15 protein-coding genes are annotated in these 13,372 nt (G+C 66.8%); 3 read left to right on the top strand and 12 right to left on the bottom strand.

Features of this window, described 5'->3' with window-relative positions; translation table 11 throughout:
- Nucleotides 1–54: 54 nt before the first annotated feature.
- The 4 genes from hflC to rpiA all read right to left on the bottom strand — a co-directional run bounded on the left by hflC (nt 55) and on the right by rpiA (nt 4,547).
- Nucleotides 55–1,140: a protease modulator HflC gene (gene hflC / locus DFP89_RS15250; RefSeq protein WP_114350252.1), complete on the bottom strand. Its 1,086-nt coding sequence runs from the start codon at nt 1,138–1,140 to the stop codon at nt 55–57.
- On the bottom strand, nt 1,140–2,360 hold the full coding sequence (hflK, locus tag DFP89_RS15245) for an FtsH protease activity modulator HflK (protein WP_114350251.1): 1,221 nt from the start codon (nt 2,358–2,360) through the stop codon (nt 1,140–1,142). The genes hflC and hflK overlap by 1 nt, the downstream gene beginning before the upstream one ends.
- 61 nt (nt 2,361–2,421) lie before the next feature.
- On the bottom strand, nt 2,422–3,825 hold the full coding sequence (gorA, locus tag DFP89_RS15240; RefSeq protein ID WP_114350250.1) for a glutathione-disulfide reductase: 1,404 nt from the start codon (nt 3,823–3,825) through the stop codon (nt 2,422–2,424).
- Nucleotides 3,822–4,547: a ribose-5-phosphate isomerase RpiA gene (gene rpiA, locus DFP89_RS15235; protein WP_114350249.1), complete on the bottom strand. Its 726-nt coding sequence runs from the start codon at nt 4,545–4,547 to the stop codon at nt 3,822–3,824. The genes gorA and rpiA overlap by 4 nt, the downstream gene beginning before the upstream one ends.
- Nucleotides 4,548–4,739: 192 nt before the next feature.
- Between rpiA and DFP89_RS15230 the strand changes: the two genes are divergently transcribed.
- From DFP89_RS15230 to DFP89_RS15220, 3 genes are read left to right on the top strand one after another with little or no spacing between them, the layout of a single operon-like run.
- Nucleotides 4,740–5,882, top strand: a complete 1,143-nt coding sequence (locus DFP89_RS15230) for a bifunctional 2-C-methyl-D-erythritol 4-phosphate cytidylyltransferase/2-C-methyl-D-erythritol 2,4-cyclodiphosphate synthase (protein ID WP_114350248.1) — start codon at nt 4,740–4,742, stop codon at nt 5,880–5,882.
- 10 nt (nt 5,883–5,892) lie between these two features.
- The gene (locus DFP89_RS15225) at nt 5,893–6,390 is read left to right on the top strand and encodes a phosphatidylglycerophosphatase A family protein (protein WP_114350247.1); all 498 of its coding nucleotides are present in this window, start codon (nt 5,893–5,895) and stop codon (nt 6,388–6,390) included.
- Nucleotides 6,387–6,854, top strand: coding sequence for a CinA family protein (locus tag DFP89_RS15220; protein ID WP_114350246.1), 468 nt, complete (start codon nt 6,387–6,389; stop codon nt 6,852–6,854). Before DFP89_RS15225 ends, DFP89_RS15220 begins: the two co-directional genes overlap by 4 nt.
- On the opposite strand, the gene DFP89_RS15215 is transcribed toward DFP89_RS15220, so the two are convergent.
- The 8 genes from DFP89_RS15215 to DFP89_RS15180 form a co-directional block, all read right to left on the bottom strand.
- Nucleotides 6,851–7,894 (bottom strand): threonine aldolase family protein, encoded by a 1,044-nt coding sequence (locus tag DFP89_RS15215; protein ID WP_114350245.1) that lies wholly within the window; start codon nt 7,892–7,894, stop codon nt 6,851–6,853. The genes DFP89_RS15220 and DFP89_RS15215 overlap by 4 nt on opposite strands.
- Nucleotides 7,891–8,331, bottom strand: coding sequence for a YcgN family cysteine cluster protein (locus tag DFP89_RS15210; protein ID WP_114350244.1), 441 nt, complete (start codon nt 8,329–8,331; stop codon nt 7,891–7,893). Before DFP89_RS15210 ends, DFP89_RS15215 begins: the two co-directional genes overlap by 4 nt.
- Nucleotides 8,331–9,263, bottom strand: coding sequence for a bifunctional riboflavin kinase/FAD synthetase (locus tag DFP89_RS15205; RefSeq protein ID WP_114350282.1), 933 nt, complete (start codon nt 9,261–9,263; stop codon nt 8,331–8,333). Before DFP89_RS15205 ends, DFP89_RS15210 begins: the two co-directional genes overlap by 1 nt.
- Nucleotides 9,264–9,409: 146 nt before the next feature.
- Nucleotides 9,410–10,279, bottom strand: a complete 870-nt coding sequence (locus DFP89_RS15200) for a TIGR01459 family HAD-type hydrolase (protein ID WP_114350243.1) — start codon at nt 10,277–10,279, stop codon at nt 9,410–9,412.
- A gap of 13 nt (nt 10,280–10,292) precedes the next feature.
- Nucleotides 10,293–11,213, bottom strand: a complete 921-nt coding sequence (locus DFP89_RS15195; RefSeq protein ID WP_114350242.1) for a manganese-dependent inorganic pyrophosphatase — start codon at nt 11,211–11,213, stop codon at nt 10,293–10,295.
- A gap of 65 nt (nt 11,214–11,278) precedes the next feature.
- Nucleotides 11,279–11,920, bottom strand: coding sequence for a DUF1345 domain-containing protein (locus DFP89_RS15190; RefSeq protein ID WP_114350241.1), 642 nt, complete (start codon nt 11,918–11,920; stop codon nt 11,279–11,281).
- Nucleotides 11,921–11,953: 33 nt separating this feature from the next.
- Nucleotides 11,954–12,289, bottom strand: a complete 336-nt coding sequence (locus DFP89_RS15185; protein WP_114350240.1) for a nuclear transport factor 2 family protein — start codon at nt 12,287–12,289, stop codon at nt 11,954–11,956.
- On the bottom strand, nt 12,279–13,322 hold the full coding sequence (locus tag DFP89_RS15180) for a TraB/GumN family protein (RefSeq protein ID WP_114350281.1): 1,044 nt from the start codon (nt 13,320–13,322) through the stop codon (nt 12,279–12,281). Before DFP89_RS15180 ends, DFP89_RS15185 begins: the two co-directional genes overlap by 11 nt.
- Nucleotides 13,323–13,372: the final 50 nt, after the last annotated feature.

Here is a 13,372-nt window from a genome sequence, read left to right as displayed (position 1 = left end):
GGGCCGGGCGATGTCGCGCCCGGCCCATTCGTCCTGTCGGATCTGGATGCCCACTCAGTTCGCGGGCACCGCCACCGGCTCTTCCTGCGGCGGGCTTGCCAGAGATTCCGGCATCGGCGTCAGCGTGACCCCGGCAGCCGCGCCCAAAGGTTCGCCCTCGCGGTTGGTTTCGGTCGGGGCCACGGCTTCGTCCGTCGCGGCCTCGGCCTCGGCGGGGGCTTCCGAGACAGCCGCAGCCGGACGCGGCACCGGCACGGGATTGGCCTTGTCGGCGCCGTCATTGCGCAGATAGTCGAAGAATTCGCCCTCGGGCTGGATCACCAGCGAGCTGTTCTCGCCCTTCAGCGCGCGCTCATAGGAGACCATCGAGCGGGTGAAGGCAAAGAACTCGGGATCGCGGCCAAAAGCATCGGCATAGATGGCGTTGCGGCGGCCGTCGGCCTCACCGCGCACGATCTCGGCCTTCTTGCGCGCTTCCGAGGTCAGTTCGACCACGGTCCGGTCGGCGGCGGCGCGGACACGCTGAGCGGCCTCGCCACCACGGGCGACCTCGTCAGCGGCCTCGCGTTCGCGCTCGGCCCGCATCCGGGCATAGGTGGCGTTCAGGTTCTGCTCGGGCAGATCGGTGCGGGTCAGGCGCACGTCAATGACGCGCACGCCCAGATCCTCGGCCTCGGTCCGGGCCAGATCGCGGATGCGGTTCATCAGGGGCGTGCGGTCATCCGACAGCACCGTGGTCGAGGGGACCGAACCCAGCACCTGACGGATGGCGCTGTTGATGATCGAATCCAGCCGTTCCTGCACGCGCGGCAGGCCCAAGCCTTGCGTCGCCTGATAGACGCGCTGCGCATCGACCACCTGCCAGCGGGCAAAGGCGTCGACGACCAGCCGGCGGTCATCCAGCGGCGTGACCTCCATCGGGCTGGTGGGCAGGCCCAGGATGCGGGCGTCGTATTTCACCACCGAATCCAGCAGGGGCACCTTGATCCCCAGACCGGGATTTTCGCGCACCGTCACCACTTCGCGAAAGCGCAGGACCAGCGCGCGTTCGCGCACATCGACGATATAGACCGAGCTTGCGACCAGCACGCCGATCACGACCAGAGCCGGCAGTGCCAGCGTCGAAAGAAAGCGTTTCATCAATTCGTCCCCCCGGTGGCCGTGCCGCGGGCCGTGGTGCCGCCGGTTCCTGTATTCTTCAGCTGGTCAAGCGGCAGATAGGGCACGACGCCCTGCCCGCCTTCGCCATCAAGGATGACCTTGTTCACGTTGCCCAGGACTTTTTCCATGGTTTCCAGATACATCCGGCGGCGTGTGACCTCGGGTGCCTTGACATATTCGTCATAGACCGAGTTGAAGCGTGCGGCCTCGCCCTCGGCGGTGTTGACGGCTTCGGCGCGGTAGGCCTCGGCGCGTTCGATCAGGGCCGCGGCCTCACCGCGGGCGCTCGCAAGCACCCGGTTGGCATAGGCGTCGGCCTCTTTTTCAAGGCGGTCGCGCTCCTGCTGGGCGGCCTGCACCTCGCGGAAGCTGTCGATCACCTCGCGCGGCGGGTCGGCGCGGTCAAGGTTGACGCGGACCACGTTGATCCCGGCCTCATAGAGATCCAGCGTCTGCTGGACGTTTTCCTGCAGCTCGGCGCGGATGGTTTCGCGGTCGCGGTTCAGGATCGGCGCCATTTCCGAGCGCGCCACGATGTCGCGCATGGCGGATTCGGCGACGGCCCGAATCGTGCCCGGCGGGTCGGCAAGGTTGAACAGGAACTGTTCGGGGTCCGAGACATTCCAGACCACCTGATAGCCCATGTCGACGATGTTCTGGTCGCGGGTCAGCATCAGCCCGCTATCCATCGGACCGGCCTGCCCCAGACCGACCTCGGTCACGCGCTCGCCCGTGGCCAGCACGATTTCCTTGGTCACCACCGGCCAGGGCGCAAAGTTCAGACCCGGCGTCCCGATGGCATAGGGGCGCCCGAACATCAGTTCGACCGAACGCTCGCCCTCGTCCACGGTATAGAAGGACATGAAGGACCACACGACCGCCGCGCCGATGGCCACAAGGCCCCAGGCGCCGCGCCCCATGTGGAACTGCGGCCGGATCGGCCCGCGCGGGCCGCCCGGACGGTTGCCGCCCCCACCCGAGGGCTTGCCGCCCATCAGGACGCGCAGCCGGTCCTGACCCTTGCGGACCAGTTCCTCGATCTCGGGCATCTGGTCGCCACGACGCGGCCCCTGCGGCTGATCGTCATCGCCGCCCTTGTCGCCGCCGGCATTGCCCCAGGGGCGCTGACCGCCCCCTTGCGGCGGCTGCTTGCCGCCTTTGCCGTCATCTCCGCCGCCCCAAGGGCCTTGTCCCGCCATTAATCTCTTGCCTCGTACTTGTGTCGTTCTTTGTCTGAAACTGGTGGCATCGGCCAGAAAATCAAGCCGATGCGCGTGTTTTGTCAGAAAGAGTGCCGCCAATCCGCCGGTTTGGCTTGCGCATGGTCACAAGCTCTTCGGCCAAGGTCGGGTGGACGGCGATGGCCGCGTCGAACTGCGCCTTGGTCGCGCCCATGCCCATGGGGATGGCGACAAGCTGGATCATCTCGCCGGCCTCGGGGCCAAAGATGTGGCAGCCCAGCACCTTGTCGGTTTCCGCATCCACGATCAGTTTCATCACCGCCCGCGCCTCGGAGCCGCCAAACAGCGACCGCATCGGCCGGAAGCTGGCGACATAGACGTCCGAGGGTGTGGCGCGGGTCTCGGCCTGTTCCTCGGTCAGGCCGATGGTCGCCAGCTCATGCGGGCGCAGATAGACGGCGGCGCCGAACAGGCTGTGATCGACCTTGCGGGGCTTGGCGCCAAAGACCGTATCGGCAAAGCTGTGGCCTTCGCGGATCGCGACCGGGGTCAGGTTCACGCGGTCGGTCACGTCGCCCACCGCATAGATCGAGGGGACCGAGCTCTGCGACCATTCATCGACGATAATCTCGCCCTTGCGGCCCAGCTTGACGCCGGCCTCTTCCAGCCCCAGCCCGGCCGTATAGGGCGCGCGGCCGGTCGCGAACATCACCGCCTCATAGACCGCGCTGCTGCCATCGTCGAAACTGGCGCGGATGCCGGCCTCGTCGCGGTCCAGCCGGGTCGGGCTGACGCCAAGGCGCAGATCGACGCCGACGATGCGCAACTGCTCGGTGGCGTGGCGGCGCATCTCGCCGTCGAAACCGCGCAGGACCGCATCGCCGCGATAGGCCAGCGTGGTCCTGACCCCCAGCCCGTTCAGGATGGTGGCGAATTCGCAGGCGATGAAGCTGCCGCCGACCACCAGCACGCTGGCGGGCAGTTTTTCCATGGTGAACAGATCGTCCGAGATCATCCCCAGTTCCTCGCCGGGAATGCCGGGGCGCTGCGGGCGGCCGCCGGCGGCGATCAGGATATGCTTGGCGCTGAGCCGGGTGCCGTCGGCCAGTTCTACCGTATGGGCATCGCGGATGCGGGCGCGCTGGTGGTGGATCTGCACCCCCGCCCCCATCAGCCCGCCGCTATAGGCGCCCTCCAGCCGGTCCAGCTCGCGCGCAAGCTTGCCGTGGAACGCCGGCCAGTCAAAGCTGCCGGCGCTGGCCTCGGCCCAGCCATAGCCGCGCGATTCCGCCGCCATGGCGCCCGCCTGCGAGGCAAAGATCATCAGCTTCTTGGGCACGCAGCCGCGAATGACGCAGGTGCCGCCCATGCGGTCCTCTTCTGCCAGACCGACGCGGGCGCCGTATTCGCTGGCCGCGATCCGCGCCGCGCGCACGCCGCCCGAGCCGCCGCCGATGACGAAAAGATCGTAGTCGAAGGTCATTCCATATCCTCGCGCCGCAATTCCACGACCGAGCCGTCGGGGCGGCCGATGATCGCAAGCTGGCAGATATTCAGGAAAAGCCCGTGTTCAACCACCCCGGCGATGGAAGACAGCTCATCCGCCAGCTCATAGGCGTCGGGAATGGCCTCAAGCGCCAGATCAAGGATGAAATTCCCCTCATCGGTCAGCAGCGGTTTTCCGTCGCGCATGCGCTGCAGGACCGGGCGCTGGGTCAGGTCCAGCCGGTCCAGCGCCCGCGTGACCAGGGTCCGCGTCGCCTGCCAGCCAAAGGGGATCACCTCGACCGGCAGGTGGAACTGGCCGAGCTGCTCCACGACCTTGCCCTGATCGGCAATGACCACCATCCGGTCCGAGGCGGTGGCGACGATCTTTTCACGCAGATGCGCCGCGCCGCCGCCCTTGATCAGGTTCAGGTCGGGGTCCAACTCGTCCGCGCCGTCGATGGTCAGGTCGAGCCAGCCGATATCGTCCAGTTCCTCGACCTTCAGCCCCAGCGAGGTCGCCAGTTCCGTCGTCGCCTTGGACGTTGCGGCACAGCGCAGCGCAAAGCCCTCGTCCTGGACACGCTGCGCGAGGCGGCGCACAAAGATCGCGGCGGTCGAGCCGGTCCCCAGCCCCAGCCGCATGCCCGGTTCGACAAGCAGCGTGGCGGCGCGCGCGGCGGCATCCTTGGAAAGATCGGTGATGGCGGGATCGGTCATGTCGGCATCCTTGGCGGGCAGGCAATATGGCCCTTGGCGGGCAATCGCCCCCCTTATACGCAGAAGCACCGCAATGGGCCATGGCTTGAGGGGGATTTTCGCCGCCAAGATGGGCCATACCCCCCGCAAACGGGCCTCGCCATCGCGTCCGGCAATTGCGTCCAGCGGGGGCCTCGCCTAAAGCTGGCGGCCATGACGATACCCGCAACATATGCCGCCATCATCACGGCCGCCGGGCGCGGCACGCGCGCGGGCGACGGCCCGCCCAAGCAATGGCGCGTGCTGACGGGGGAAAGCGTGCTGGCGCGCTCGATCGCAGCCTTTGCCGCCTTTCCCCGCATCGTCGTGACACTGGCCCCCGAGGACATGGCGCAGGGCCGCGCGGAACTGCCCGCCTCGGTCATGCTGGTCGCCGGCGGTGCCAGCCGCAGCGACAGCGTGCGTGCGGCGCTGGAAAGCCTTGAGGGCAGCGGTGTCACCCATGTGCTGATCCATGACGGCGCCCGGCCGCTGATCTCGGCCGAGGTCATCGCGGGCGTGGTCGCGGCGCTGGAGGGTGGCGCCCCGGCTGCGGCCCCCGCCCTGCCCATAACCGATGCGCTCTGGCGCGCCGAGGATGGCCGCGTCACCGGCAGCGCCAGCCGCGAGGGGCTGATGCGCGCCCAGACCCCGCAGGGTTTCGCGCTGGACGCCATCCTTGCCGCCCATCGCGCCCATCCCGAGGGCGCCGCCGATGACGTGGAACTGGCGATCCGCGCCAGCCTGCCCGTCACCGTGACCCCGGGCGACGAGGACAATCTGAAACTGACCTACGCGCCCGATTTCGCGCGCGCCGAACGTATTCTGGGGGGCATGATGGATATCCGCCTTGGCAATGGTTACGACGTCCACGCCTTTACGGCCGGCGATCATGTCTGGCTGTGCGGGGTGAAAATTCCCCATGACAAGGCGCTTCTGGGCCATTCTGACGCCGATGTCGGCATGCACGCGCTGACCGACGCGATCTATGGCGCGCTGGCGCAGGGCGATATCGGCCGGCATTTCCCGCCCTCGGACCCGCAATGGAAGGGGGCGGAAAGCCATATCTTCCTGCGCCATGCCGCCGGTCTTGCCCGGCAGATGGGCTTTCGCATCTCGAACGCGGATGTGACGTTGATCTGCGAGCGCCCCAAGGTCGGCCCGCATGCCGGCGCGATGGCGCGGCAGTTGTCAGAGATCATCGGCATCGAGCAGGACCGCGTCAGCGTCAAGGCCACCACATCGGAACGGCTGGGCTTTACCGGGCGCGAGGAAGGCATCGCCTCGATCGCCACCGTGACGCTGATCAAGGCATAGGGGCACGCATATGGTCACGATGATCACCACGTTTTTCGGCATCGGCAGGCTGCGCCCGGCGCCCGGCACCTGGGGTTCGGCCGCCGCCGTTCTCTTGGCGGTGCTGATGGCCGAGGCCGGCGCGGGCTGGTTCCTGCCCGTCGCGACCGTGCTGGCGACGGTGCTGGGCTTCTGGGCGGTGCCGCTGGCCATCGCCGGCAGCGCCGACAAGGATCCGTCGGAAATCGTCATCGACGAGGTCGCCGGGCAATGGCTGGCGATGTGCTTTACCGTCATCCCGCTGTGGCGGCACGGGGTTTCGATCCTTGATGCCTGGCCGGCCTTTGTCGTGCCCTTCCTGCTGTTTCGGCTCTTCGACATCTGGAAGCCCTGGCTGGTCGGACGCGCCGACCGGCGCGGCGACGCGGTCGGCGTCATGCTGGACGACCTGTGGGCGGGGCTGTTTGCGGGCGTGGTCTCGATGATCCTGGCCGGGCTTTACCATGCCGTGCTGGAGCCGATGCTGTGACCGACCCGGCCGAGGTCTTGGCCCTTGCCCGCACGCGGGGCGTGATGATCGCCACGGCGGAAAGCTGCACGGGCGGGCTGATCATCGGGCGGCTGACCGATGTGCCGGGATCCTCGGACGCGGTGGATCGCGGCTTTGTCACCTATTCCAACGCCGCCAAGATCCAGATGCTGGGCATCCGCCCCGAAACGCTGGACGCCCATGGCGCCGTCAGCGAGGAAATCGCCGCCGAGATGGCATCGGGGGCACTGGCGAACTCACAAGCCGGGATCGCCGTGGCGGTGACCGGGATCGCCGGCCCCGGCGGGTCCGAGCACAAGCCCGAGGGCCGGGTCTGTTTCGGCATTGCCGACAGCCGGGGCGTCAGGACGGAAACCGTCGAATTCGGCCCTCTTGGCCGCGCGCAGGTCCGCGCCGCCACCGTCGAACATGCGCTGTCGCTGCTGAAAGCCGCGCTGGCCTAGGCCAAGGCTGCCAGCGCACCGGTCACATCCTCAAGCCGGGTGTCCCAGCCGCAGACCAGCCGGATCGACAAGGGCTCGTCCCCGGCCTCGTCCTGCGTATGCGGCCAAAGATGAAAACTCATCCCTGTCGCGCGGGCGCGGCTGTAAACTTCGCGCGGGACCGTGGCAAAGACGGCATTCGTCTCGACCCGCTGATTGATGCGCACGCCGGGCAGCCGCGACAATCCCAGCGCCAGTTCATGCGCCATGGCATTGGCGTGACGCGCCATCTGCAGCCACAGATCGCCCTCGAGCCAGGCCAGAACCTGCGCCGCCAGAAAGCGGTGCTTGGAAACCAGCGCGCCGCCGCGCTTCCTGCGGAACTCGAATTCATCGGACAGGGCCGGATCAAAGATCAGCACCGCCTCGACGCCCATGCAGCCATTCTTGGTGCCGCCCAGCGACAGGATGTCGATCCCCGCCCGCCATGTCAGATCCGAGGGCGCCACATCCAGCGAAGCCAGCGCATTGGCGAAACGCGCCCCGTCCATATGGCAGGCCATCCCCTGCGCATGAGCGATGGCAGTCAGCGCCGCGATCTCCTCGACGTCATAGACCGTGCCCCATTCGGTGGCATTGGTCAGCGACAGCGCCACATTCTGCCCGGCATGAACGGAATCGCGGCCATTCAGAATCAGCGCCTCGGTCAGGGCCTCGGGCGTGATCTTGCCGCCGGTGCCCGGCACCGTGATCAGCTTGGCGCCGCCGGTAAAGAACTCGGGTGCGCCGGTTTCGCTGGTCTGGATATGGGCGTCCTGATGGCAGAAGACCTTGCCCCAGCCCGGTGCCAGCAGCGACAGCGACAGCGCATTGGCGGCGGTGCCGGTGGGCACGAAATGGACGGCCGCATCGGGCGCGTCAAAGACCTCGCGCAGCAGGTCCTGCGCCGCGCGGGTGATGCGGTCACCGCCATAGGCCGGCACATGCCCGTCATTCGCCGCCGCCAGCGCCGCCATGATCCGGGGATGCACGCCACCCGCATTGTCCGAGGCGAAATTCATGCCAGATCCTCGATGATGTAATCGTCCCAGTCATCCTCGGTCACGGAAAGCTCGCTGACGGTCCAGCCCCGCACCGAAGCACCGGCACGATGAACCGATTCGCGATCCCCCGAGATCAGGTAATGCCAGTCGTAGAGCGGCTTGCCCTCGGCGCGCAACCTATAGGCGCATGTGACGGGCAACCACCATGCGATCTCTTTCAGCTTGCGCGGCGTCAGGACCACGCAATCGGGGACGAAATCATGGCGATTGGCATAGCTGGAACATTGGCAGGTCTCGCCATCCAGCAGCCGGCAGGCGACGCGGGTAAAGGCGACCTCGCCGGTATCCTCGTATTCGATCTTGTTCAGGCAGCATTTGCCGCAGCCGTCGCAGAGCGCCTCCCATTCATCGGGGGCAAGCTTGGGCAGCGGCAGTTCCCAGAAGCGCGGGCGCATCAACGGGTCGCCAGAATATCGCGCGCCCGTGCGCTGTCGCGGTCCATCTGTTCGATCAGAGCGTCGAGGCTGTCGAACTTCGCCTCGGGGCGCAGATATTCGACCAGCGCCACCGACAGGTGCTCGCCGTAAAGGTCGCCGTTGAAATCAAAGATATGCACTTCCAGATTCGGGCGCTTGCCGTCGAACATCGGCCGCACGCCAAGGCTGGCCACGCCCTTGTAGCTGCCGCGTTCCGGGCCGGTCAGCACATCGACCAGCACCGCATAGATGCCAAGCGCCGGCAGATGCAGCCCGTCCACCGCCATGTTCGCGGTCGGATAGCCCAGATCGCGGCCGCGCTTGTCGCCATGCAGCACGGCGCCGTCGATGCGGTGCCAATGACCCAGCATGCGTTCGGCGTCACGGGCGCGGCCCTCGGCCAGCGCGACGCGCACCGCGGTCGAGCTGTATTCGACCGTGCCATCCCCGATCAGCGGCGCGATGGTCACGCCAAAGCCCAGCTCGCGCCCCAGCGCCGCAAGCGTTGCCGCATTGCCGCTGCGCTTGCAGCCGAAACAGAAATCCGCCCCCACCGCGACATGGCGCACGCCAAGGCCGCGCACCAGCACCTCGCGGGCGAAATCCTCGGGCGCGAGGCCGGCGAGAACCGCGTCAAAGGGCAGCTCGTAAAGATGATCCACGCCCAGCCGCGCCAGCCGGTTCGCGCGCGATTCGGCATTCATCAGCCGAAATGGCGGATGGTCCGCCGGGGCAAAGAATTCGCGCGGATGCGGCTCGAAGGTGATGACGCCCAAAGGTGCGTCCAGCGCCGCGCGCGCGGCGTCGATCACCGAGCGGTGCCCCAGATGCACGCCGTCGAAATTGCCCATGGCGACTGTCGCCCCGCGGGCCTCAGGCGGCAGACCTTTCCAGTCGTGATGGATGCGCAATCTGGCCCCCGCTGGGCCGATCAGGGCCCGGTCGTTCAAGTTCCAGCCGGGACGCGAATGCGCCGCGCGGCCCAAGTCATGCCGGTATTACCGAGCCAGCCACGGGTTGCAAGAGTGGCGCGGCAATCGGTCACCCTGCCCGCGCCCTAGCGCAGCCGGCCGATGCTGTAGCGCGGATTTTCCGAGCGCAGCGCCAGCCATTCGTTCAGCATGGCCGCGTCGGGATGTTCGACATCGGGGCCGAACTGATCATGCGCCAGCCCGCCCGAGACGAAGAGCGCATCGATCCCTTCGCCCGCAGCGCCGGGAACGTCGGTGGCGATGCCGTCGCCCACGGCCAGATAGCGCGTGTCCTCGGGCAGGCCCAGCTTGCGCCGCGCCATGTCATAGATCGGCGGATGCGGCTTGCCGAAGTAAAGCGACTTGCCGCCGATATCCTCGTAAAGTTCGGCCAGCGCGCCGGCGCAGTAAAGCCGCTTGTCCCCCAGATCGACGACCACGTCGGGGTTGGCGCATAAAAGCGGCAGGCCCGCTTCGCGTGCCAGCATCAGCCGGGCGCGGTAATCCTCGGGGACCTCGGTCAGGTCGTTGAAAAGGCCGCAGCAGACGATGCCTTCGGCCTGATCCAGCTCGACGCGCTGGATGGCGGGGGCGTCCTGCCATTCGGCGGGGATATCGGTGAAGAAGCCCTCGTCCTTGGGCTGGGAAATGGCCCAGACCTTGCGCCCGACCGCGCCCGCGAACATCGCGTCCTGCGCCGCATCGCCCGAGCTGACGATCAGGTCATAGGCGTCGCGCGGCACGCCCATGCGGTCCAACTGCTGCTGGACATAGGGCGCCGGGCGCGGCGCGTTGGTCATCAACACCACGCGCCCGCCCTGTTTGCGAAATTCCTGCAGGGCGGCGACGGCCTCGGGATAGGGGGCGACGCCGTTATGCAGGCAGCCCCAGAGGTCGCAGAACAGCACGTCGTAATCGGCCGCGATCTCGGCCAGCGAATTGATGATCTGCGTCATGGAGCGTTCCCTATCAGATGGCCAGAGCCGGGATGATCTGCTTTTTGCGCGACATGATGCCGGGCAGCAGGACGCTGTCGCCGGAAACCTTGGCGTTGAAGCTTTTCTCGGCGACCTGTTTCACGAAGTCGTTCGGGACCAGCAGCGTCGCCTGTTCGTTCAGGATGTCAACGATGAACAACAGCACCTCGTCGGCGCCATCGGCCGAGGCAACGCCCGGCATGGCGGCCATCAGCGCGGCCTTGCGGTCCAAGAGCACCTGCGGCGCGGTGGTTTCCAGAACCGAGACCCGCAACTGCTTGCCGCCCAGCTCGTATTCCTTGCTGTCCATGCGCAAGAGCGCCTCTTCCGAGAAGGCCGAGACATCGGACTTGGCCGCGAACATCTCGGCGGCATAGTCGGGGATCGACAGGCCCAGATCGCGGGCCAGCTTTTCGGCCACGGCGCGGTCATGGGGGGTGGTGGTCGGGCTGCGGAATTCCAGCGTGTCCGACAGGATGCAGGTCAGCATCGCAGCCTTGATGGCGCGCGGCGCGCGGGCGAGATCCTCGTCGCCGATCAGGTCATGCATGATCGTCGCCGTGCAGGCCAGCGGGCGCATGGTGATGTTGATCGGCAGGCGGGTCTTGATGCCGCCGGCCAGCAGGTGGTGGTCGATGATCTCGATCACGTCGGCCTCGTTGATCGAGGCGGGCAGCTCGGCCGGGTTGTTGGTGTCGACGATCACGCATTGATCGCCCGCCGCGACATCAGCGATGATCTCGGGCTTGGGCAGGTCCCATTTCGCCAGCATCCAGGCGGCTTCGGTATTGGGCTCGCCCAGCAGGACGGCGCGGGCCGGCTCTTTGCGCACCTCGGAAAGATACCAGGCCCAGATGATGGGCGAGCCGGTCGAGTCGGTGTCGGGGGCCTTGTGGCCGAAAACCTGGATCATGGGATTCCCTGTGGAACTGTCGGAAAATTCGCCGGCCTTATAAATCTGCGGGCGGGGAATGTCTATCAACCGAGCGAGGCGGCGGCGTTCACCGCCAGGGCCAGAACCACGGTGTTGTAATAGAAGGCCAGAACCGAATGCAGCAGCGTGATCCGGCGCAGCCGGGTGCTCAGCGCCGAGACATCGGCGGTCTGCGAGGCCAGCCCGATGGTAAAGCTGTAATACAGGAAATCCCACAGCTCGGCATCCTGCCCCTCGGCCAGTCCCGGAAAGCCAAGTCCGCGCATGGGTTGCCCGTCATCGCCCGGCGCATACCAGAGGCTCGCGTAATGAAACGCCATCATGGAATGGATCATCAGCCAGCCCAGCGGCACCGAGATCAACGCCATGATCGGGCGCAGCGCCGCGCCCGAATGCGGGTCCTGAATGGTCAACAGGATGGTGACAAGGCTGGTCAGCACGGCGCCGACAGCCAAAGGCACGATGACCTTCATTCCTTCGTCATTTTCATCGGCCATGGCCCGCAGAGCCTGACCACCGGTGCCGCGAACCATAAGGGCCGAAAGGATCAGGAAGCACAGGTTGAAGCTGACCGAAAACACCAGAATGCGATCGATGGTCTCCATCCGAAAGGCGGCCAGACCCAGCACCAGCCCAAGGGCAAAACTGATGAGAAAGCGGCCATGCCGCAGTAGATCATGCAACATTTACAATGGGAATCCGTGATTTCAGGGTCGTCGTTACAGGGTGGTGCGCTGATGCTGAAGGATGCGCCAGTCGCCATGGCGGCGGATCCATGTCGTGGTGCAAAGCGCGCGATAGGCATCGGCGGCGGGGCGGCGGGCCACGGCGCGATAGGCCAGCACCACCACCTCGTCGGTTTCGATGGTGCTGCGATCGGAAACGGTCAGTTCCTGCCAGCGCGGGGCCGATTGCAGGGCCGCGACGACGCCCGCCCGGTCCAGCACGCCCGCCGGTCCCAGCACCATCAGGCAGGCCCCATCCAGCTTGCGCGCCGCCTCGGCCAAGCCCGAAAGCCAGAATTCGCGTTCCTCGCGCCACAGCTCATCCGCCATTGCCTATCCCCTCCACCCGGATCGGCCGGATCGTCCAGCCATCGCGTTCCAGAAGCCGAAGGACGCCGTTCTCGCCCGGCAGGTGCAGGGCGCCAAAGCCTGCGACGACGCCCTTGCCCTGCCCCGCAGCCTCGGCTGCCGCGCCATCAAGCGGCGCGATCCAGCCAGCATTGCGCTGGTCCATCAGCTTTTCCTGCGCCAGTTGCATCTGCCGGTCCACCTCGGCCCGGCTGAGACCGGAGCTGTCATAGGCATCAAAGCGGCCGAATTCCCAGATCATCCAGCTTTCGCCGTCGAAATAGGCGTCCGTCAGCGTCACCGTATAGTCGTCGGCATGTTCGGCGGCGGGCATGGCGGCGCGGATCATGTCCTCTTCCTCGCGCGCGCTCATGCCGTCAAACAGCGTAAACAGCGTGTCCCAGGGCTCAAGCGCGCGGATCGGGACATTCGCCGCCTCGGCCCGTTCGACGAGCAGGTGGTCAAGCCCGCCCGCATCGCCGCGTTTCTCGACCATACGCATCATGCAGGGCGAGATGCCCAGCATCACCGCGACATACCAGGGCCGCAGCCGGCTGGCGACGACCGCGGGCAGGTTGCGCTGTTCCAGTGCCGCCGACAGCGCCTGCCATTCCTGATCGGTCAGCCGTTCGGGCAAAGTCGGGCCGGTCGGGTTCACGATCAGCGTCGGATCGGTCTTCATCGCATCGGCCAGCCGGGCTTCCTCATCGGGGCCGGCCTCGACCATCAGCAGCCCGGCCTGATCGATCAACGCGCCGAAATGGGCCATGGTGATGTCGTGGCGGGGATCGGCGAAATGATAGGTGCCGATCAGGGTGATGCGCATGTCGCCCTTGTCCGCCTGCCAGAACAGCCCGTCGTGATAGGGGATGGCATCGGTCGCGGCGCGCAGCTCGGCCAGACGCTCGGGGGCCATGGTGTCGAACAGGTTCTGGCCCACGCAATCCTGCGCGGTGGCAGGCAGGGCCAGCAGGGCAGAGGCAAAAAGAGCGGTCAGGATCGGTTTGAGACGCATCGGGTTTTCCGGCTGGGGCGTTTCGCGCAGCATGGCATGGCCGCGCGGTC

The organism is Paracoccus lutimaris (assembly GCF_003337565.1).
In the GTDB taxonomy this organism is placed as follows: domain Bacteria; phylum Pseudomonadota; class Alphaproteobacteria; order Rhodobacterales; family Rhodobacteraceae; genus Paracoccus; species Paracoccus lutimaris.
The sequence above is the reverse complement of the archived record's forward strand: the minus strand, read 5'-3'. Positions and strand labels throughout refer to the sequence as shown.

Bases quoted from the DNA above. Each gene is read 5' to 3' on its own strand.
- hflC (WP_114350252.1), bottom strand. From the start codon at position 1,140: ATGAAACGCTTTCTTTCGACGCTGGCACTGCCGGCTCTGGTCGTGATC.
- hflK (WP_114350251.1), bottom strand. From the start codon at position 2,360: ATGGCGGGACAAGGCCCTTGGGGCGGCGGAGATGACGGCAAAGGCGGC.
- gorA (WP_114350250.1), bottom strand. From the start codon at position 3,825: ATGACCTTCGACTACGATCTTTTCGTCATCGGCGGCGGCTCGGGCGGC.
- rpiA (WP_114350249.1), bottom strand. From the start codon at position 4,547: ATGACCGATCCCGCCATCACCGATCTTTCCAAGGATGCCGCCGCGCGC.
- DFP89_RS15230 (WP_114350248.1), top strand. From the start codon at position 4,740: ATGACGATACCCGCAACATATGCCGCCATCATCACGGCCGCCGGGCGC.
- DFP89_RS15225 (WP_114350247.1), top strand. From the start codon at position 5,893: ATGGTCACGATGATCACCACGTTTTTCGGCATCGGCAGGCTGCGCCCG.
- DFP89_RS15215 (WP_114350245.1), bottom strand. From the start codon at position 7,894: ATGAATTTCGCCTCGGACAATGCGGGTGGCGTGCATCCCCGGATCATG.
- DFP89_RS15210 (WP_114350244.1), bottom strand. From the start codon at position 8,331: ATGCGCCCGCGCTTCTGGGAACTGCCGCTGCCCAAGCTTGCCCCCGAT.
- DFP89_RS15200 (WP_114350243.1), bottom strand. From the start codon at position 10,279: ATGACGCAGATCATCAATTCGCTGGCCGAGATCGCGGCCGATTACGAC.
- DFP89_RS15195 (WP_114350242.1), bottom strand. From the start codon at position 11,213: ATGATCCAGGTTTTCGGCCACAAGGCCCCCGACACCGACTCGACCGGC.
- DFP89_RS15190 (WP_114350241.1), bottom strand. From the start codon at position 11,920: ATGTTGCATGATCTACTGCGGCATGGCCGCTTTCTCATCAGTTTTGCC.
- DFP89_RS15185 (WP_114350240.1), bottom strand. From the start codon at position 12,289: ATGGCGGATGAGCTGTGGCGCGAGGAACGCGAATTCTGGCTTTCGGGC.
- DFP89_RS15180 (WP_114350281.1), bottom strand. From the start codon at position 13,322: ATGCGTCTCAAACCGATCCTGACCGCTCTTTTTGCCTCTGCCCTGCTG.